This window comes from Mycolicibacter algericus DSM 45454 (assembly GCF_002086455.1).
GTDB lineage: Bacteria > Actinomycetota > Actinomycetes > Mycobacteriales > Mycobacteriaceae > Mycobacterium > Mycobacterium algericum.
Map to the genome: position 1 here is coordinate 243105 of NZ_MVHC01000004.1, position 18079 is coordinate 261183.

General features: G+C 70.2%; 20 protein-coding genes. 11 read left to right on the forward strand and 9 right to left on the reverse strand.

Annotated elements, in window-relative coordinates; genetic code table 11:
* Positions 1-22 precede the first annotated feature (22 nt).
* Positions 23-838, reverse strand: coding sequence for a tyrosine-protein phosphatase (locus BST10_RS06220; RefSeq protein WP_041319333.1), 816 nt, complete (start codon positions 836-838; stop codon positions 23-25).
* Between the two features lie 125 nt (positions 839-963).
* Positions 964-1107: a hypothetical protein gene (locus BST10_RS22415; RefSeq protein ID WP_109559421.1), complete on the reverse strand. Its 144-nt coding sequence runs from the start codon at positions 1105-1107 to the stop codon at positions 964-966.
* Positions 1108-1235: 128 nt separating this feature from the next.
* Between BST10_RS22415 and BST10_RS06225 the strand changes: the two genes are divergently transcribed.
* Positions 1236-1874: a TetR/AcrR family transcriptional regulator gene (locus BST10_RS06225; RefSeq protein WP_013827043.1), complete on the forward strand. Its 639-nt coding sequence runs from the start codon at positions 1236-1238 to the stop codon at positions 1872-1874.
* A gap of 10 nt (positions 1875-1884) precedes the next feature.
* Here the strand turns inward: BST10_RS06225 and BST10_RS06230 are convergent, their stop codons facing one another.
* Together BST10_RS06230 and BST10_RS06235 are read right to left on the reverse strand one after the other, a co-directional pair.
* The gene (locus BST10_RS06230; RefSeq protein WP_083037107.1) at positions 1885-3381 is read right to left on the reverse strand and encodes an HNH endonuclease signature motif containing protein; all 1497 of its coding nucleotides are present in this window, start codon (positions 3379-3381) and stop codon (positions 1885-1887) included.
* Positions 3382-3438: 57 nt separating this feature from the next.
* Complete coding sequence (locus BST10_RS06235) at positions 3439-4338, reverse strand: alpha/beta hydrolase (protein WP_013827045.1); 900 nt, start codon at positions 4336-4338, stop codon at positions 3439-3441.
* Between the two features lie 50 nt (positions 4339-4388).
* Between BST10_RS06235 and BST10_RS06240 the strand changes: the two genes are divergently transcribed.
* The gene (locus BST10_RS06240; RefSeq protein ID WP_085975744.1) at positions 4389-5729 is read left to right on the forward strand and encodes an FAD-binding oxidoreductase; all 1341 of its coding nucleotides are present in this window, start codon (positions 4389-4391) and stop codon (positions 5727-5729) included.
* A gap of 14 nt (positions 5730-5743) precedes the next feature.
* Here BST10_RS06240 and BST10_RS06245 read toward each other — a convergent pair whose 3' ends face one another.
* The gene (locus tag BST10_RS06245; RefSeq protein ID WP_041316659.1) at positions 5744-6280 is read right to left on the reverse strand and encodes a TetR/AcrR family transcriptional regulator; all 537 of its coding nucleotides are present in this window, start codon (positions 6278-6280) and stop codon (positions 5744-5746) included.
* A 105-nt stretch (positions 6281-6385) separates the two neighbouring features.
* Between BST10_RS06245 and BST10_RS06250 the strand changes: the two genes are divergently transcribed.
* Positions 6386-7018: an SDR family NAD(P)-dependent oxidoreductase gene (locus BST10_RS06250; RefSeq protein WP_013827048.1), complete on the forward strand. Its 633-nt coding sequence runs from the start codon at positions 6386-6388 to the stop codon at positions 7016-7018.
* On the opposite strand, the gene BST10_RS06255 is transcribed toward BST10_RS06250, so the two are convergent.
* The gene (locus tag BST10_RS06255; RefSeq protein WP_083037108.1) at positions 7019-7831 is read right to left on the reverse strand and encodes a thioesterase family protein; all 813 of its coding nucleotides are present in this window, start codon (positions 7829-7831) and stop codon (positions 7019-7021) included.
* Positions 7832-7843: 12 nt separating this feature from the next.
* Positions 7844-8662, reverse strand: a complete 819-nt coding sequence (locus BST10_RS06260; protein ID WP_041319337.1) for an SMP-30/gluconolactonase/LRE family protein — start codon at positions 8660-8662, stop codon at positions 7844-7846.
* Positions 8663-8791: 129 nt separating this feature from the next.
* Between BST10_RS06260 and BST10_RS06265 the strand changes: the two genes are divergently transcribed.
* Positions 8792-9694, forward strand: a complete 903-nt coding sequence (locus BST10_RS06265; RefSeq protein WP_013827051.1) for an acyl-CoA thioesterase — start codon at positions 8792-8794, stop codon at positions 9692-9694.
* Here BST10_RS06265 and BST10_RS06270 read toward each other — a convergent pair.
* Complete coding sequence (locus BST10_RS06270; protein WP_083037109.1) at positions 9691-10386, reverse strand: DUF427 domain-containing protein; 696 nt, start codon at positions 10384-10386, stop codon at positions 9691-9693. The two genes, BST10_RS06265 and BST10_RS06270, sit on opposite strands and share 4 nt — an antisense overlap.
* 148 nt (positions 10387-10534) lie before the next feature.
* Here BST10_RS06270 and BST10_RS06275 point away from each other — a divergent pair, with 148 nt between their 5' ends.
* The 7 genes from BST10_RS06275 to BST10_RS06305 are packed head-to-tail and all read left to right on the forward strand — an operon-like array spanning position 10535 to position 16967.
* Complete coding sequence (locus BST10_RS06275; RefSeq protein WP_049792807.1) at positions 10535-11092, forward strand: hypothetical protein; 558 nt, start codon at positions 10535-10537, stop codon at positions 11090-11092.
* Positions 11092-11808, forward strand: a complete 717-nt coding sequence (locus tag BST10_RS06280; RefSeq protein WP_083037110.1) for an NIPSNAP family protein — start codon at positions 11092-11094, stop codon at positions 11806-11808. The genes BST10_RS06275 and BST10_RS06280 overlap by 1 nt, the downstream gene beginning before the upstream one ends.
* A 50-nt stretch (positions 11809-11858) precedes the next feature.
* Positions 11859-13031 (forward strand): cytochrome P450, encoded by a 1173-nt coding sequence (locus tag BST10_RS06285; RefSeq protein ID WP_049792980.1) that lies wholly within the window; start codon positions 11859-11861, stop codon positions 13029-13031.
* Positions 13032-13034: 3 nt separating this feature from the next.
* Complete coding sequence (locus BST10_RS06290; protein WP_013827056.1) at positions 13035-14012, forward strand: zinc-binding dehydrogenase; 978 nt, start codon at positions 13035-13037, stop codon at positions 14010-14012.
* Positions 14009-14761, forward strand: a complete 753-nt coding sequence (locus tag BST10_RS06295; RefSeq protein ID WP_013827057.1) for an HpcH/HpaI aldolase family protein — start codon at positions 14009-14011, stop codon at positions 14759-14761. Before BST10_RS06290 ends, BST10_RS06295 begins: the two co-directional genes overlap by 4 nt.
* Complete coding sequence (locus BST10_RS06300) at positions 14761-15492, forward strand: SDR family NAD(P)-dependent oxidoreductase (protein WP_013827058.1); 732 nt, start codon at positions 14761-14763, stop codon at positions 15490-15492. Before BST10_RS06295 ends, BST10_RS06300 begins: the two co-directional genes overlap by 1 nt.
* Positions 15474-16967, forward strand: a complete 1494-nt coding sequence (locus BST10_RS06305; protein ID WP_013827059.1) for a flavin-containing monooxygenase — start codon at positions 15474-15476, stop codon at positions 16965-16967. The genes BST10_RS06300 and BST10_RS06305 overlap by 19 nt, the downstream gene beginning before the upstream one ends.
* Here the strand turns inward: BST10_RS06305 and BST10_RS06310 are convergent.
* The gene (locus BST10_RS06310) at positions 16954-18069 is read right to left on the reverse strand and encodes an alcohol dehydrogenase catalytic domain-containing protein (RefSeq protein ID WP_083037163.1); all 1116 of its coding nucleotides are present in this window, start codon (positions 18067-18069) and stop codon (positions 16954-16956) included. The two genes, BST10_RS06305 and BST10_RS06310, sit on opposite strands and share 14 nt — an antisense overlap.
* Positions 18070-18079 lie beyond the last annotated feature (10 nt).

The following is an 18079-nucleotide window of genomic DNA, read 5'->3' on the forward strand; positions in this document are numbered from 1 at the left end:
GGGGCGTCGCGGCCGGACGGTGTCAGTCGACCAGTGCGGCGCGCAGCCCGTCCCGGTCGGCATCGGTGACCCCGGAGGCGTGCAGGAACGCGTCCAGCGAGCCGAAGTTCTGCTCGATCGAACGGTGGGCGGCCTCGAGGTAGTCCGCGCGCACGCCGAGCACCTCGTCGGAGAGCCGGGCCTCGGTGAAGGTCAGCACCTCGGGGGTGATCTCATCCTCGGGCCGGGACCGGATCATGTCCATGATCCGGTCCCGCAATACCGGCACCGCGGTGTTACTGCGCAGGTAGTCCGCCACCACCGCATCCCGGTCGACGCCGGCCGCCTGCAGCACCACCGCAACGACGAACCCGGTGCGGTCCTTGCCGGCGAAGCAGTGCGCCAGCACCGGCCGGCCCGCCGCCAGCAGCGACACCACCCGCTGCACCGCCCGGCGGGAGCCGCCCAGGGTGGGGAAGCGCTGGTACTCCTCAAGCATGTAGCGGGCCGCGACGTCGGCGGCGGTGTCCGCATCGGGCTTCTCGGCCATCATCTTGCGGAACGCGTCCTCGTGCGGCGATGAGCTCTCGGGCGCCTGGTCGGCGGCCAGATCGGGGAAGGGCAGCAGATGGATGTCGACACCGTCGGGCACCAGACCCGGCCCGCGCCGCGTCACCTCCCGCGGGGACCGCAGGTCGGCGACGTCGGCCACCCCGATACGCAGCAGCTGCTCGCGGCCACGGTCGTCGAGGCGACTCAGTTCGCTGGACCGGAACAGCCGGCCCGGGCGCAGCGCGCCGGTCGTCTCTGATACGTCGCGAAAATTCCACGCCCCGGGCAGGTCCGGCTGGGAGGTCACCTCGCCACGATAGGACACCGGGCGGACGACTCCGTCGCGGCAGTCCCCCGCAAGCGGGGGCGACACCCCGCAAAAAGCCCCCGATCCGGTGATGGATCGGGGGCCGTGACGCTTGCTCGCCGGGACTAGATCGGCGGGTAGTTCTGTGGCGGGTAGCCGCCGCCGTCGTCGACGCCGCGCAGGCCCCAGGTCAGGTACTTGAAGAAGAACTCGGCCTCATCGCTCATGTCGTAATCCGGATTCGGATCGTAACCGTAACCAGGACCCATGTCATCAACCCCTCAGCTTGGATTGCCCCAGTTTAGTCGGCCCGTCAACGGTGCGATGCCGGACTGCATAGAATCCTTCCAACCAGTTGATTGACCGGATGATGCCGGCGGCCGGATAGCGAGTGCACATGCCCAACGACAAGGGGAGCTCCGCCCAGGGGCCCTCCCGCCGCGAAGAGCTGCTCGCGGTCGCCACCAAGTTGTTCGCCGCCCGCGGCTACCACGGCACCCGCATGGACGACGTCGCCGATGTGGTCGGCCTGAACAAGGCGACCGTCTACCACTATTACGCAAGCAAGTCGCTGATCCTCTACGACATCTACCAGCAGGCCGCCGAACGGACGCTGGCCGCCGTGCACGACGACCCGACCTGGACCGCGCGCGAGGCGCTATACCAGTACACGGTGCGGCTACTCGACCAGATCGCCGTCAACCCGGAGGGGGCGGCGGTCTACTTCCAGGAGCAGCCCTACATCACCGAGTGGTTCACCGACGAACAGGTCGCCGAGGTCCGGGAGAAGGAAGCCCAGGTCTACGAGCACGTGCACGGCCTGATTGACCGGGGTATCGCCAGCGGCGAGTTCTACCAGTGCGATTCGCACGTGCTGGCGCTCGGCTACATCGGCATGACGCTGGGGGCCTACCGCTGGTTGCGGCCCAGCGGTAGGCGCAGCGCCAAGGAGATCGCCGCGGAGTTCAGCACCGCCCTGCTGCGCGGGCTGATCCGCGATGAGACGGTCCGCGTCGAGTCACCGCTGGGCGTGTAGCAGGCCCCCGCTACGGGGGAGGCCTCTCGCGTTGGGCCAGGTTGAGGGCGCGCTCGGTGTTGATGCATCGGAGGCGGTCTTGGGCGCGGGTGGTTCTTCTGGTGGGCATCATGAGGTCGCGCTGGTGGCCGACCGGTGGTGTGGTGGCCGGTGGTGTGGCGGTGGGCAGGCTGAGGCCGGGGAACAGCAGGCGGCTGGCCGGCCGGGTGGTGTAGGTGTGGCCCGTCGGGGAGGTCCAGTCGATGCTGCCGTCGGGGTGCTGACGGTCGCTCCAGCCGCCGGGCCCAATCCAGAAAGTCTTGAGCAAGTGGTGCTTTCGGCATAGACAGCGCAGGTTGCCCGGGTGGGTCGGCCCCCAGGGGTGGGGGACGGCGTGGTCGATGTCGCAGGCGGTCGCGGGCCGGTCGCAGCCAGGGAATCGGCAAGTCATGTCGCGGGCGCGGACGAATGCGGCCAGGGCGGATGAAGGCCGGTAGCCGGTTTCGGTGGTCAGCTCGGCCGGGGGCCGTAGCTTCGTCACGGTGGCGCCGCTGGCGATGAGTTGCGCCAGCAGGCCCGAGGGCACGCTGCCACCGCCGACGATGCGTGCCGAGGGCGGGCGGGATTGAGCCGGCGCCGGGCTCGGCCGGGATGGTGCGGGCTCGGGTTCGCCGGACAGTTGCGGGTCGGGGGCGGCGTCGGCGGTGGCGGGTTCGGCGAGCACGTGGACGACGACGTTGGCGGCGCGGGCGTCGGTGCCGGTGGCGGCGGGACAGTCGGGGTGGCCGCAGGCACACGCCAGGGTTTCGGCGCCGGCGGCCAGGGCGCCGAGCGCGTCGGCCCGGCGCTGGGCCAGGGTGCGAGGGTCGTCGTCGCAGACGCTGTGTGCCAGTTGCATCAGTCGTTGATCCAGGGCGGCGGCATCCACGGCGAACAGCCGGCCCCACAGCCCGGTAGTTCCGGCTTCGGTGTGAGTCGTGTCGATGACCAGTTCGCGGCCGCGGGCCTGGTCGCGCAGGCGGCGTACCGCGGCGGGATCGTGACGTTCGATCAGGGCGTCGATGGCTTCGGCGGCCTTGGTGACCGACAGCGGTCCCAGGGTGGTGGCTATGTCAGCCAGCTCACCGTCGACGAGTGTCAGTACGCCGGGGTCGGTGATCAAGGTGGTGTGCCAGGCGATCGCCGAGGCCAGCCGGGCGCTGATCCGGCCGGAGCGTAGCAGGGCGGCCACCTGCGGGATGCGGTGCCGCAGGGCGCCGGCCAGGTACATCTGCGAGGAGGCCATGCGGTGGCTGATGTGTTCGGCGGCGGCCACCTCGGCGGCGGCGGCGTCCCAGTTGTCGCAGGTCCATCGGGACCGGTCGAACCCATCGCCCCTGATGCGCCGGGCCACCAACTCGCTGATGGCGGCCAGCCGGTGGGCGGCGGCGGCTGCTTCCACCCGCGCCCAGCCGGCGATCGTCGCGATCAGGGCGCCGTCATCGGCAGCACCCAGCTCTTCCAGCTGCGCCAACGATACATCGAACATATGTTCGATAATACACGAGTCCACAGGCGCGCGCCGCGCCCGTTCGGGGCGGGCGGCTCAGGCTCCCGCGGTCTTGAGGTTGCGGTCCAGAAACTCCAGCTGGTCGGCGACCACCCGCTCGAAGGCCTCGCCGACGTAGATGTCGAAATGTCCCTCGGGATATCTCTTGACGGTGCCGCGGGGCGCCTTCGCCGCGTAGCGCAGCGTCGGTCCCGCCGGGGCGACCGAGTCGGTGTCGCAGACGCAGAACAGAATCGGGCAGCGCACCTTGGCCGCCGCCCGGCCCGGGCGGTAGCCGAGGATCTTCATCCCGATCCGCGCCGCGACCTCGTTGCGGATGTTCTGGCCCTCCGGGACGAGCTTCAGGTAGCCCGGGTAGGCATCGGGCGTGCTCATCAGCGCGACCTCGCCGGGCCGGCCGGCCGTGGCCACCATCACCGGCGGGTTGCCGAGCCGGGCCGCGGCCAGATCACGCATCGCCAACAGGCTGACCCGGGCGACCGTCACCGGGGGGATGGTGCGCGCCGAGGCGATCCCGTCGGTGAACGGGCACTGCGCCACCACCGCCGCGACCGGAAGTCGTGCCGCGGTTGCGATCACGTGGCCGCCGGCGAACGAGGTGCCCCACAACCCGATCCGGGCCGGGTCGACTCCGGCCAGGGTGTGGGCGAAGTCGACCGCGGCGGCCCAGTCCGCCAACTGCATCTTCACATCGAGCAGCTGGCGCGGCGCGCCGCCGCTCTCCCCGAAGTTGCGGTAGTCGAACACCAGGCAGGCGTAGCCGGCCGCGGCGAACCGCTCGGCGTAGGCGTCCAGGCGCATCGTGCGCACCGCGCCCAGCCCGTGTGCCATGACCAGCAACGGTGCGCCGTCCGGACCGGTGTCGTCGGGCCGGTAGAGCCAGGCGCTGATCCGGTCGGTGCCGGATCGGAAGGAGATGTCTTCGCGGGTAGCCATGTGGGAAAAGGTAGCGCGGCGTGTGGTAGACCGGGGCGGTGTCTGCGAGCCTGCTGCGGAGCCTGGCCGACGTGGTGGGTAGTGCCCACGTCACCGACGATCCGGACGTGCTGGCCGGTCACAGTGTCGACTACACCGGCCGCTACCGGGGCCGGGCCGGCGCGCTGGTGCGGCCGGGTTCCGCCAAGGAGGTCGCTGCGGTGCTGCGGGCCTGCCGGGACGGCGGTGCATACGTCACCGTCCAGGGCGGGCGCACCTCGCTGGTGGCCGGCACCGTCCCCGAACATGACGATGTGTTGCTGTCCACTGAGCGGCTGAACACCGTCGGCGAGATCGACACCGTCGAACGCCGGATCAGGGTGGGCGCCGGCGTCACCCTCGCGGCGGTGCAACGCGCCGCCGCAACGGCCGGCCTGGTGTTCGGTGTCGACCTGACCGCCCGGGACACCGCGACCGTCGGCGGGATGGCCTCAACCAACGCCGGCGGACTGTGCACCGTGCACTACGGCAACATGGGCGAGCAGGTGCTCGGCATGGCGGTCGCGCTGCCCGACGGATCGCTGCTGAGCCGGCACAGTGCGGTGCGCGCCGACAACACCGGCTACAACCTGCCGGCGCTGTTCGTCGGCGCTGAGGGCACCCTCGGCGTCATCACCGGCCTGGAGCTGCGGCTGCGGCCGGCGCCGGCGCATCGGGTCACCGCGATCTGTGGCTTCGCCGACCTCGACGCCCTGATCGGCGCCGCCCGGGTGTTCCGCGATCTCGACGGCATCGCCACGCTGGAGTTGATCGACGCCCGTGTCGCCGCGCTTACCGGGGAGCGGCTCGGGGTCGCCGCACCGGTGCGCGGCGACTGGCTGCTGCTGGTGGAGCTGGCCGGTGACACCGACCAAACCGATCGGCTGTTCGGACTGCTGCAGCAGGTGTCGTGCAGCGACGAGCCGGCGGTCGGTGTCGACACCGCCACCCGGCAGCGGCTCTGGCGGGTGCGCGAGGCGGTCGCCGACGTGCTGGGCGTCTTCGGCCCGCCGTTGAAGTTCGACGTCTCGCTGCCGTTGGCCGCCGTCGCCGGTTTCGCTGCCGCGGCCGGCGCGGCGATCCGCACGCAGGCACCGGACGCGCTGCCGGTGCTGTTCGGCCATATCGGCGAGGGCAACCTGCACTTGAACGTGCTGCGCTGCTCGGCAGCGGCCGAACCCGGGCTGTACGCGGCGATGATGGCGCTCATCGCCGACTGCGGCGGCAATGTCAGTTCCGAGCACGGGGTGGGTAGTCGCAAGCGCGCTTACCTGCCGATGTCTCGCGGGCCGGACGATATCGCCGCGATGCGGACGGTCAAGGCCGCCTTCGATCCGACCGGTTACCTCAACGCCGCGGTGCTGTTCGACTGATCCGGGCGGTTCGGCTAATCGCGGTGGCGGATGCCCACCGCCTGGCGAAGTTGGGCGAGAAACTGGTCGGAGTCATCGCTGCGGATGATGTAGTGCGAGATGGCGATCCGGATCGCTGCCGCGGCCTTCACCGCCGCGTCCGGGCCGGACAGCATCCGTTGCAGCCCTTCGCGCATCGGGACGATGATCCGGGAGAAGTCGCCGAGTACGTGCTTGGGTTCGATGTCGATCATCCGCACGCCGGTCGACGAGTGCTGGTAGTCGACGATGAAACGCAGTGCGGCGTCGAGCTTTTCCGCCCCCTTGAGGCCCTCGGTGGCGGCATGGAGTCCGCTGTCGAAGATATGCCGCTCGTAGCGGGAGAACGCCGAGACCAACTCCTCCTTCGAGGCGAACCACCGGTACAGCGTCGGGCGTGACACCCCGGCCTGCGAGGCGACCTCGGACAGACTGAGCTTGGTCAGCCCGTTGCGGCCGAGCACCTCGGCGGTCGCGGCGAGAATCCGCTGCCGTGTCGAGCTATCGGGGCCGTCCACCGTGCTCCGGGTCATATCGGAGACTTTACAAAAAATAGCGCCAGTGTCACGCTGGTTCGGTGCTTGGCCATCGTTCCTCACGGTCGCGGGACCACTGGACGGGTCGGTAGGGCAATTATCGTGATCGAAGCACCACAAGTCACGTCCGAGGACCGCGCGCACCCGCCGCGAGCCGTCATGATCACCACCGAGGCCTCCGGGATCGCGCAGGCCGCCGCGGCGCAGCTGGCGGCGCACGGTCACCTGGTGCTGATCGGAAGCCGACAACCCGACTGCGCCGAACGGTTCGCGGCGCAGCTACGGCAGAGCGGAAGGAGCGCGTTCGCCGCCCGGCTGGATTTCGCCGACCCGCGGACGATCGACCGCTTTCTGGCCACCGCGGAGTACCTCATCGGCACACCGGACGTGCTCATCACCGATTTCGGGTTGTCGGCCGAGCGAACCTGGGTGGGGGCGCAAATCCTTGCCACGCAGGTGATTCCGGCGATGATCGCCAACGGGCCCGGCGATGTGGTGTTGGTCAGCCCGGAGTTGGTGGGGCGGGCCGATGCCGCTCGCCGGAGGGAGTTCGACGCCTGGGCGGCGGCCTTGGATGCGGAGTTCGTCGGCACCCAGGTGCGGGCCTCGACCGTCCGATCGGCACCTGCGGGCGGCGTCACGTGCGCTGAGGACGCCGGGCGGCTGGTCGCGTCGATGATCACCGGGCCGCGGTTGCGCCTTGTCGAGCTGCTCACGCCGGCGCTACCGGCCTGATCAACGCCGCCGCACCAGCACCGATTGCTGGATGCCCGCCACCGCACCCTGCTCGTCGAAGAGCGTCCCGACGGTGGTTCCGATGCCGTCCGGGCCGTAGTTGGTCTCGGCGCGGATCCCGATCCACTCGCCGTCGGGGATCCGATGCAGGTGCACCACCAGGTCGGTGTTCAGGAAAGTCCACTTCCTGATGTCGAGTTTCGTGCCGACCCCGTTGGCGTCGTCGGCCACCGCGAACAGCCGCTGCAGCGGCGTCATCGGCTCGCCGGCCACCAGGTCCACGATCGGGCGGATCCAGGACTCGCCGGCGCCGGGAGCCAGCGGCTTGGTCAGCCACCGCCAGTCCAGGCTGTGCACGTAGTTGCGGTCCCAGTTCGCCTGCATATCCGTGCAGCGCGCCGCATCGACCGGTCGCAGCGGGGGAGCCGACGCGTTCGCCACCTCGGTGGTGTCCAGCGTCTGCAACCGCCATCCGGTGGCGCGGGCGACCGCACGCGGATGCTGGTCGGGGCCCGGGGCCAGCATCTCGGCGCTGACGAGTTCGATCTGCTTGCCGGCCCGCTCGACCCGGGCGCGGACCCACAGCGCACCCTCGGCGGGCACCGGACCGAGCAGGTCGACGGCGACCCGGCTCAGGCGGGTGTCGTCGCGGGCCGCCTGGCGCTCCAGCGCCCGCACCAGCAGCGCCGAAACCGGTGCGGCGTGCTGAATCTGAGCCGACCAGGTGCCGCGCACCAGGTCGGTGGCGGCGAATTTCTCGCCCCGGGGGTCGTCCGCGTCGAGCAGTTCGTAGTACGAATCGGGGTCGTCCACTGGGGTTCCCTTTCAGGGCAGCCCGGCGCCGGGGATCTCCACGGTCACCGTGTCCAGACGGGACTCGCGGGTCCCGATCAGTCGCTTGGGGTAGGCGTCGGTGCTGGACAGCAGGAACAGGGTGCGGCGCTTCGGCCCGCCCAGCGTGCAGGCGATCGCGGCCCGCTCGCCGATGTCGATGCGCTGGGTGACGGTGCCGCCCCGCGTGATGCGCTCGAACTGGTGGGCCAGCGTCATCGACGTCCACACCCCACCGGCCGCGTCGAGGGTGATGCCGTCGGGCGGACCGTCGAGGCCGTCGGCAAAGACCCGGCGGTCACCGAGTCCGCCGTCGGCGCCGACGCTGAACGCGGTGAGGCGCCGGCCGATGGACTCGGCGACGATCAGCGTGCCGCCGTCGGGGGTGATCACCATCCCGTTGGGAAAGTCGAGGTCGGTGGCGACGGTGTGCACCCCGGCGTCGGGATCAACCCGCACGATGACTCCGCCGGAGTAGGCCTGCGAGCCGATGTAGCAGCGCCCGGCGGTGTCGATCACCATGTCGCCGAGGTCGGCCGGCGCGTGTTCGCTCAGGTCGGCGATGGTGGTGATCGCGTCGCCGTCGTAGCACAGCACCTGACGGTCGTGGGCGGATGCGATCAGCAGGGAGCCGTCCGGCCGGAAACCCAGGCCGCTCGGGGTGTGGCCGGGCAGGGCCACCGTGGTCATCGAGCCGTGCAGGTCGACGGTGTGCAGCGCTTCGCCGAGCATGTCGGAGAACCACAGCAGGCCCTCGAACCAGCGGGGGCCCTCGCCGAAGCAGAAGCCGCCGGCCAGCCGGGTGGGCGTCAGACCGGCTGCCGGGGTGTCGGGGTCGAGGCTCGTTTCGGCGATGCTCAACAGGGTCGTCCTCCTGGCCTGCGTTCATGGGCGCAACCCCGCCCACTTTACAAAACGTGACTGAAATGTCACGCTCGCGGAATGGCGCAGTCTACTGAGTCCACCGAGATCTCCTCGCCGGCCACGCCCTGGTCGGTCACCGGGCTGCTCGAGCTGTTCGAGGTGAACGCCGACGGCCCGGACCGGTTCACCGGCGCGACCGGCTTGGCCGCCGACGATGAGCGGCAGGTGGTCGAAGGCACCCAGTTGCTGGCCCAGGCCATCGTCGGGGTGGCAAAACGCTTCGGCGACAAGTCGATCCGTTCGGCGCACGCGGTGTTCGCCCGGGCTGTGCTGGTGGGCCCGCCGGTCGAATACGCTATCGATGTGGTCAACGAGGGCCGTTCCACGGCCACCGCGGTCGTCTCGGTGCTGCAGAACGGCAAGCGCTGCGCGACCATGACGGTGCTCGCCGACGTCCCGTCGGCCGACGTCATCCGCCACCACCTGCCCCGCCCGGACGTCGCGTCGCCCGCGCAGGCCAATCCCTGCGCAATGCCGATGACCGGCCGGCAAGTGCGCCTCGTCGATGTCGTCGACGTCAACAGTCCGGACGAGGTGGGACCGCCGGAGATCCACGCCTGGCTGCACTATGACCCCATCCCCGCCCGCGACGACCTCGCCAAGGCGCTGATCGCCTATTTCACCGGCCATCTGGGCATTTCGACGACGATGCGCGCCCACGCCGGGATCGGCACCAGCCAGTCGCATCTGACCGTGTCCACCGCGCCGATGACGGTCACGGTGAGCTTCCACGAACCGGTGCGGTGGGACGGCTGGCTGCTCTATGGCCATGAGAGCACCCAGGTGGGTGCGGGTATGTCTTACGTCCGCGGCACCGTGCACACCGAGGAGGGGGATCTCATCGCCTCCTTCGCCCAGGACGGGCTGATCCGACCGCTGCGCACCAGCGACAACAAGATCGCCGAGCAGGCCCGGATCTAGCGCTCCGGCGCGGCCGCGGGTTCCGGCAGGTCGGCGAACCCGCCGACACGTTCCATGTCGAAGCTGAAAAACCCTGCGATGGGCAGGCTTTCGGGCGGCGGGTCCGGGTAGCTCCAGGCCACGTCCGCGATGACCGTGTCGCCGACCACCGCCGACCAATACGTCGCGTAACCCTTGTAGTTGCAGTAGGTCGAGGTCTCCGACGGCTGCAGCAGGTCGGTGCGCACGCGGCCGGGGGCGACGTAGAGCCGCGGCTGCAGGGCGGTCTCGAACACGATCACCGTGTCGTCGGTGTCCACCAGGGCCGCGCCGGCGACCCCGACGCGCAGCGTCCGCCGCGTCGGTCGGCAATCGATCCGGTGATAGGGGTTGGGCGGGTAGTGCACCAGTTCGCGGCCCTCCTCGAACCAGGTGTCCACGGCATCCCACGGGACCTGCACGAACCCCGGGGCTTCCGGCACCGGCCGATGCGGCAGATCGCCGACGACGTCAACCGGGAAGGCGTAGGACAGCGGCTGGCCCTGGCGATGCACCAGCAGGGCGCGTTCGGTGTCGAGCACCGGGTGATCGGCACTGACCGCCTGTACCCGGCGCGGGTGCGGCTCGACATAGACCAGGCTGGTGGCGATCTCGGGCGAGAACCAACCGGCGCGCTCGGTGCTGAGCGGGCCGTGTCCGGCGACCAGGCTCACGTCGTGTCACCCCTCCCCATGTTCAGATCGTGACTTTACAATTTATGCCTCAACTGTAATATCTTCCAGAGTTGCGCCACCTCCTCGGACAAGCCCTGCCCGGCCGGTGGCGTCGCCTGAGATCCTCACGACGAGCTGGGATGATGCGATGACAAGCACCGCTGCGAGGCTGGACTTGCCGTTCGAGGATCCGCAACTGCGCTACCACCTGGATGTCATTGCGCTCGACGTCACCGCGCTGGTGCAGGCCGCCGGCGGCTGGCTGTATCACCGGGTGGCGACCGGATGGGACGTCAACGTGATGGTGCCGGCGCAGCAGGACCTGCGCCCGCTGCAGATTCTCGGGGTGCGGACAGCCGACCTGGAGACCGAGCTGTCGGCAACCAGCGGCGAGACGGCCAGGCAGGGCCTCGCCGTCGTCACCGATGCGTTCGCCAGGGATCCCCGGATCCGTCAGCGGGTGCAGTCCGCGCTGCGGCGCAGCGTGACCGAGGTCGTGCTGTGGGGCGAAAGCTGGCCGGTGGCCGTCAACCAGCGACTCGACGCGGTGCGCCATGTGCTCACCGTGGCGGGACGGGCCTTCAAGAGGCAAGCCCTGTTGGCCGCCGACACTCGGGCCGACCTCCGAGTGGACTCCACCGAGATGTTCCGCAGCGATCAGAAGCGTTGCCTGCCGGTCGATTCCGATCTGGTGTCGGTCGACTGATGCGTAAGTACTACGACCACACGCTGCTGTATCTGCATGAGACGATCGACCTCGGCCGGGGCACGACCGGCGAGTTCACCGGGAAGTTCACCGGCATCTACCAGCCGATGATGACCGAACTGGGCGCCCGGTTGTTCGCGCTGTGGGAGACCAGCCGCTACAACGGCCACTGGCCGCAGGTCACCATCATCTGGGAGATCGACGCGTTCGCCGACTACGCCCGCATCGGACGGGCGCAGGCCCGCGGCGGCAGCCACGCGAAGCCCGCTGCCGAGTGGTCGGCCTATCTCGCCGGCATCGGGGCCGCCGGGGAGGGCCGCATCATGTATCCCGCCCCGCAGAACAAGACCTTGGCGCAACTCGGCGACGCCGGCTTCGACGCGACGTTGGTGATCCAGGAGATCATGCAGACCAAACCCGGCCGCCAGGACGACTACATCCGGGAGTTGGAGCGCCTGTACGTGCCGTGGTCGGAACGTACCGGAAAACGCTGGCTCGGTTCGTTCACCACCACCTTCCGCTTCAACGAGGTCATCCACTACTGGGCGCTCGACGGCGACTGGGACTGCTTCGCGCAGCACTACCCGTCCTGGAAGGGTCAGCCACCGGCCGAGATCGTGACCTGGATGAGTGTGGCGCCGGCGCTGCGGGACGGCTGGGAGGACTCCATCCTGCAGGCGCTGCCGCCCGCCCCGCTCCAGCGAGGTGCCGAGTGACAGCGGTTGCGGACCGGGCCTTCTCGTACGACCCGTTCGACCCGGCCGTGATGGCCGACCCACTGCCGTACTATCGCGTGCTGCGCGATCACCACCCGGTGTACTACGTGCCCAAGTGGGATCTGTTCGCGCTCTCGCGATTCGACGACATCTGGGATGTGCTGGCGGTCAGTGACGGTACCTTCGTCGCCTCCGAGGGAACGCTGCCGGCAGCCAGCGTGCTGGCACAGCACAACAGCGGACCCGTCCCCGATCCGCCGCTGCACCCGCTGCCGTTTCACGCCGTCTTCGACAAGCCGATCTACGACGACATCCGCCGGCTGCAGTCACCGGCGTTTCGGCCCAGGTCGGTAGCCGACTGGACCGAGCGGATCCGCGTGCTGGCCAATCAGCGGCTCGACGAGCTGCTGCCGCAGGGCCGGTTCGACCTGACCTGTGACTACGGCGGAATCGTGGTGGCCCAAGTGGTCTGCGAGCTGCTGGGCGTCCCGCTCGAGCTGGCCGGCGAGGTGCTCGCGGCGGTGAACGCCGGCAGCCTCGCGCAGGCCGGCGCCGGGGTGGATACGGCTGCGGCCCGACCCAACTACCTGGAGTACCTGATCCCGGCCGTGCAGCGCCGGCGTGCCGAGCAGGGTGCGGGCGGGCTGCCGATCGTCGACGGCATGCTGGCCTACCGGCTGCCGGACGGGCGCGCACTTGACGACGTCGAAGCGGCGACCCAACTGCTGTGCATCTTCATCGGCGGTACCGAGACGGTGCCCAAGATCGTCGCGCACGGGCTGTGGGAGCTGGTCCGCCGGCCCGACCAGCTCGCCGCCGTGCGCGCCGACCCGGCGGCGGTGGAGCTCGCCCGCGAGGAGATGATCCGCTATTGCGCGCCGGCGCAATGGTTCGCGAGGACCGCCCGGAAGCCGTTCACCGTGCACGACACCACCATCGCGCCGGGGCAGCGCATCATCACGCTGCTGGCCTCGGCCAGCCGCGACGAGCGACAATACCCCGATCCCGACGAATTCCGGTGGGACCGGCCCATCAAACGCTCGCTGGCGTTCGGCCGCGGACAGCACTTCTGCATCGGCTACCACCTGGCCCGCCTCGAGGTGACCGTCCTGGTGCAGGAGTGGCTGCGCCGGGTGCCGGAGTTCCGCATCGTCGAGGACGGTGCGACCAGGCTGCCGTCGAGTTTCCAGTGGGGCTGGAACACCATTCCGGTGGAGGTCTGACGCATGTGGGTCCACCGGCTGGTCGCGCCGTACGAATTCGAGCGTATCGAGGTCCCCGACCTCACCGAGCAACAGCTCGGCGACGGACAGGTGCTGCTGTCCTTCGTCGCCGCCGGGGTGTGCGGCAGCGACCTGCCCGCCTTCCGCGGCGCGCAGGGCAGGCTGCCCGGTGACAGCGGCGCCAGCGCGGCGGAGAAGAACGGCTTCCCGATCCACGAGATCGTCGGGGACGTCCTCGCCAGCCGGCACCCGCGGCACCGCCCCGGCGACCGTGTCGTCGGGTGGGCCTCCGGCTTCGACGGCCTGATGCAGCGGGTGATCAGTGACGGCGACGGACTCGCCGGTTTCGACCCGACGCTGACGCCGGCCGAAGCGGTGGGCCTGCAGCCGTTGGCGTGCGTGCTCTACGCCATTGAAGCCGTTGCGCAGCGCACCGAGCTGGCCGGCCGCCATGTGGCGGTGCTCGGCCAGGGGTCGATCGGCCTGCTGTTCAGCGCGGTCGCCAAGGCGGCCGGCGCCCGGCGGGTCACCGGTGTGGACCCGGTCGACCGGCGAGCGGTCGCCGCCGGCTTCGGCGTCGACACCGCCGTGCAGGCCACCAGTGACCGCTGGGTGCACCATCTGGACCCCGCGGACCGGCCGGAGATCGTGATCGAGGCGGTCGGCCACCAGGTCGCCACCTTGAGCCACGCCATCGAGGCCGTCGCGCCCGGCGGCACCGTTTTCTACTTTGGTGTGCCTGACGACGACAGTTACCCGATCAACATGCGCACCATGCTGCGCAACAACCTGACGTTGATCTCCGGCGTGACGCGCGACCGCGGGCGGATGCTGGAGGCTGCAGGCAAGTTCGCTGCCGAGCATCCCGAGCTGCTGAAGAACTACCTCACCCATGTGTTCGGCTGCGATGACGCGCAGGCCGCCTTCGAGTTGGCGATCCGGCCGGTGCCGGACCGGGTCAAGATCGCGATCGTCGCATGACCTCGGCGCTGCGCACCGCGCTGGACCACCGGGCACCGCTGTGGGGCGGCTGGATCACCGGGCCGACGGTGCTGGGCCCGGAGGAATTCGCCCGGGCGGGCTACGACTATGTGGGGTTCGACGCCCAGCACAGCTACCTCGATGATGCGGAGATCGCAGGCATGCTGCGGCACACCGAGCACTTGCCGATCGCCACCGCGGTGCGGTTGCCGAACGCGGACGCCGCGCCGATCGGCCGGGTGCTCGATGCCGGCGCCGACGCGGTCATCATCGCGATGATCGAGACCGCCGAGCAGGCGGCGGCCGCGGTGGCTGCCGCGCAGTATCCACCGACCGGCGTCCGCAGCTTCGGTCCGCTGCGGTCGGGACTGGGACGTGACCTGACTGCCCTGGTGTCTCGGGCGGACGTATTCGCGATGATCGAAACCGCCGCCGCGCTGGCCGACGTGGAGCGGATCTGCGCGGTACCCGGGCTGGCCGGCATCTACGTCGGGCCCGCCGACCTGGCGATCTCGCTGGGCGTGGACGTGGCCCGGGCCACCACCGACCCCGGCATGCGGGAAGCGATGACACAGATTCAGCACGCGGCGTCGGCCGCCGGTGTGATCGCCGCCGTTCACGGCGGATCCGGTGTGGCGGGACGTCGGCTGGCCGCGCTGGGCTATCAGATGATCACCCTGGCAGCCGAATCCCAGGCGTTACGGTGCGGAGCGCTCGAGCACCTCAACGAGGCCAGGGGCAGCCACTGATGAAACGAGCACCCGTTGCCCTGGTCACCGGCGCCGCCCGCGGGCAGGGCCGGGCGATCGTGGAACGACTGCGCGCCGACGGGTTCGCCGTCGCCGCCTGTGACATCGACGGAGCCGGGCTGGACGCGGTGGTCACCGCGCTGGGTAACGACGCGGTGATCGGCATTCCGCTGGACGTGACCTCCCGGTCGCAGTGGGACGTCGCGGTGGCGACCACCGTGCAGCGGTTCGGGTCGCTGACCGCACTGATCAACAACGCGGGCGTACTGCACCGGGCGGCGATCGCCGACGAAACGCAGGACGGCTTCGAAAACGCCTGGCGGGTGAACTGTCTCGGTCCCTTTCTCGGAATCCAGGCGGCGCTGGAGCAGCTGCGCCGGGCCGACGGCGCCGCCGTGGTGAACACCTGCAGCACCGGCGCGATCCGGCCCTTCCCACAACACAGCGCCTACGGAGCGTCGAAGTGGGCGCTGCGTGGGCTCACCCAGACCGCGGCCGCCGAACTCGCAACGGCCGGAATCCGGGTCAACGCGGTCTTCCCCGGACCGATCGCCACCCCGATGCTCGACGACACCACCCAGCAGCGGCTGGCCGCGGTCTCGGCGACCGGCCGACTCGGTGAGCCGGGTGAGGTGGCCGACGCGGTGGCGTTCCTGGTCTCCGACGCGGCGTCGTTCATCACCGGCGCCGAACTCGTGGTGGACGGCGGCCAATGCCTACAGATCCGATGAGCAGACCGCGGCCGCTGTCGGTCGGCATCATCGGCGCCGGACCCGGCGGGCTGGCGCTGGGAATCCTGCTGCGGCGGGCGGGTTTCACCGATTTCACCATCTTCGACCGTGAGGACGGCGTCGGCGGCACCTGGCGGATCAACACCTATCCGGGCCTGGCCTGCGACGTCAAATCCCACCTGTACTCCTACTCCTTCGAGCTGAACCCGCACTGGTCGCGGCAGTGGTCCAAGCAACCGGAGATCCTGGCCTACTTCGAACGCTGCGCCGCCGACCACGGTCTCGGGCCGCACCTGAAGCTGCGGACCGAGATCCGCTCCGCGGCCTGGGAGGCCGACCGTCGGCAGTGGCGCCTGACCACCGCCGACGGCACCGAGCACCGCTACGACATCGTGGTCTCGGCGGTCGGCCTGTTCACCCAGCCGGTGCTGCCCGATCTCACCGAAGAGCAGCCGTTCACCGGCACCGTGATGCACTCGGCGCGCTGGGATCACTCGGTGCGACTCGCCGGCTCTCGGATCGCCGTGCTCGGAACCGGTTCCACCGCGGCACAGTTGGTGCCGGAATTGGCCGACGTCGCCGCGAAGGTCTATTCGGTGCAGCGGTCGCCGACCTGGATCCTGCCCAAACCCGATCGCAGCTACACCCCGCGGGAGCACTGGGTGTTCACCCGCATCCCGTTGGCCAAGCGGCTGTATCGAATGCGCCTGTGGCTGCGCAGCGAGGCGAACATCTCGGTGATCGAGAACGGCAGCGACAAGACGGCTGAGTTCACCGCCACCGCGCGGCGACTATTGGAGACCAACGTCACCGATCAGCGGTTGCGAGCCGCGCTGACCCCCGATCACCCGCTGGGCTGCAAACGGCTGGTCTTCTCCTCGGACTACCTGCCCGCGTTGGGCCGGCCCAACGTCGAGGTGGTGACCAGCCCGGCCAAGGCGCTGCGGTCGCACTCTTTGGTCACCGAGGACGGCACCGAGTGCGAGGTGGACGTGGTGGTCTGCGCCACCGGATATGCCGCCGCGGACTATCTCGGTCAGATCGAGGTGACCGGCGAGGACGGCGTGACGCTGCAGCAGGCGTGGCGCGACGGGCCGCGCGCCTACCTGGGCATGGCGATGCCCGGTTTCCCCAACTTCTTCATGCTGTATGGACCCAATACCAACGTCGGCTCCAACAGCGTCATCTTCGTGCTGGAAGCCCAGGCGCGCTACGTCGTCCGGGTGCTCAAGCACCTGCGGCGCACCGGCAAGACCTACGTCGCGGTGCGGCCCGCCGCGCTGGCCGCCTTCATCGCCAAGATCGACCGATGGATGCAGGGCACGGTGTGGACGACGCGATGCAGCAACTATTTCCGGGCCGCCAACGGCCGGGTGGTCACCCAGTGGCCGCGTAGCGCCGGCGCCTTCTGGGCGATGACCCGCCGCTTCCGGGCCCGCGACTTCACTTTTGGACCCAGGGTCAGTCGAACGTGATGACCTGGCGCACCGCGCCGCCGTCGGCCAACCGGTCCATCGCCTCGTTGATGTCGTCGAGGGCGATGGTAGACGACACCAGTTGTTGCACCGGGAGCTTGCCGGCGCGCCACAGTGCGACGAACCTCGGGATGTCACGGGCCGGCACCGTCGAGCCGAGATAGCTGCCGATCAGCGACCGGCCCTCGGCGACCAGGCCCAACGGGGACACGCTGATCCGGGCATCCGGCGGGGGCAGGCCGACGGTGATGGTGCGTCCGCCCGGGGCGGTCAGTTCGATCGCGGTCTGCAGGGCGGCAGGATGGCCGACCGCCTCGATCACCATCGGCGCCCGCACGCCGGCGTCGAGCGCCTGCTGTGGTGTGTAGGTGCGCTGCACCCCCAGCCCGCTGGCCGCGGCGAGCTTTTCCGGGAGCTGGTCGATGGCGATCACATCGACACCGTCGTGCGCCAGCACGGTCAGCACCGCCGCCATGCCGACGCCGCCGAGCCCGACCACCACCACGGTCTGGCCGGCCGCCGGACGGGCCACGTTGATCACCGCGCCGCCGCCGGTCAGCACCGCGCACCCCAGCAGCGCCGCCACCGATGGCGGCACATCGTCAGGCACCGGCACGGCACTGGTCGCGCTGACCACCGCGTGGGTGGCGAAACCGGAGACCCCGAGGTGGTGGTGGACCGGCTGACCGGCGCGGCGCAATCGGATGTCGCCGCCGAGCAGGGTGCCGGCGCCGTTGGCCGCGCTGCCGGGCTCACACGGGGTCAGCCCGCCGGTGGCGCACGCCGGGCACTGCCCGCAGCGCGGCAGAAACGTCAGCACCACCCGCTGCCCGACCGCGATGCCGCCGATGGCGGGGCCCGCGCCGACCGCCTCGACGATTCCGGCCGCTTCGTGGCCGAGCAGCATCGGCACCGGGCGCACCCGGTTGCCGTCGACCACCGACAGGTCGGAGTGACAGACCCCGGCGGCCTCCACCCGGACCAGCAGTTCGCCGGGGCCGGGCGGAGCCAGGTCCAGCCCGGACACCGCGAGCGGCCGTGACCGGGCGTAGGGCCGTGGCGCCCCGATCCGCTCCAGCACCGCGCCGCGGATGGCAACCATGTTGAAATAC

Bases quoted from the DNA above. Each gene is read 5' to 3' on its own strand.
- BST10_RS06290 (WP_013827056.1), top strand. From the start codon at position 13,035: ATGTGGGTCCACCGGCTGGTCGCGCCGTACGAATTCGAGCGTATCGAG.
- BST10_RS06285 (WP_049792980.1), top strand. From the start codon at position 11,859: ATGGCCGACCCACTGCCGTACTATCGCGTGCTGCGCGATCACCACCCG.
- BST10_RS06310 (WP_083037163.1), bottom strand. From the start codon at position 18,069: ATGGTTGCCATCCGCGGCGCGGTGCTGGAGCGGATCGGGGCGCCACGG.
- BST10_RS06295 (WP_013827057.1), top strand. From the start codon at position 14,009: ATGACCTCGGCGCTGCGCACCGCGCTGGACCACCGGGCACCGCTGTGG.
- BST10_RS22415 (WP_109559421.1), bottom strand. From the start codon at position 1,107: ATGGGTCCTGGTTACGGTTACGATCCGAATCCGGATTACGACATGAGC.
- BST10_RS06225 (WP_013827043.1), top strand. From the start codon at position 1,236: ATGCCCAACGACAAGGGGAGCTCCGCCCAGGGGCCCTCCCGCCGCGAA.
- BST10_RS06230 (WP_083037107.1), bottom strand. From the start codon at position 3,381: ATGTTCGATGTATCGTTGGCGCAGCTGGAAGAGCTGGGTGCTGCCGAT.
- BST10_RS06245 (WP_041316659.1), bottom strand. From the start codon at position 6,280: ATGACCCGGAGCACGGTGGACGGCCCCGATAGCTCGACACGGCAGCGG.
- BST10_RS06275 (WP_049792807.1), top strand. From the start codon at position 10,535: ATGACAAGCACCGCTGCGAGGCTGGACTTGCCGTTCGAGGATCCGCAA.
- BST10_RS06305 (WP_013827059.1), top strand. From the start codon at position 15,474: ATGCCTACAGATCCGATGAGCAGACCGCGGCCGCTGTCGGTCGGCATC.
- BST10_RS06300 (WP_013827058.1), top strand. From the start codon at position 14,761: ATGAAACGAGCACCCGTTGCCCTGGTCACCGGCGCCGCCCGCGGGCAG.
- BST10_RS06235 (WP_013827045.1), bottom strand. From the start codon at position 4,338: ATGGCTACCCGCGAAGACATCTCCTTCCGATCCGGCACCGACCGGATC.
- BST10_RS06265 (WP_013827051.1), top strand. From the start codon at position 8,792: ATGGCGCAGTCTACTGAGTCCACCGAGATCTCCTCGCCGGCCACGCCC.
- BST10_RS06280 (WP_083037110.1), top strand. From the start codon at position 11,092: ATGCGTAAGTACTACGACCACACGCTGCTGTATCTGCATGAGACGATC.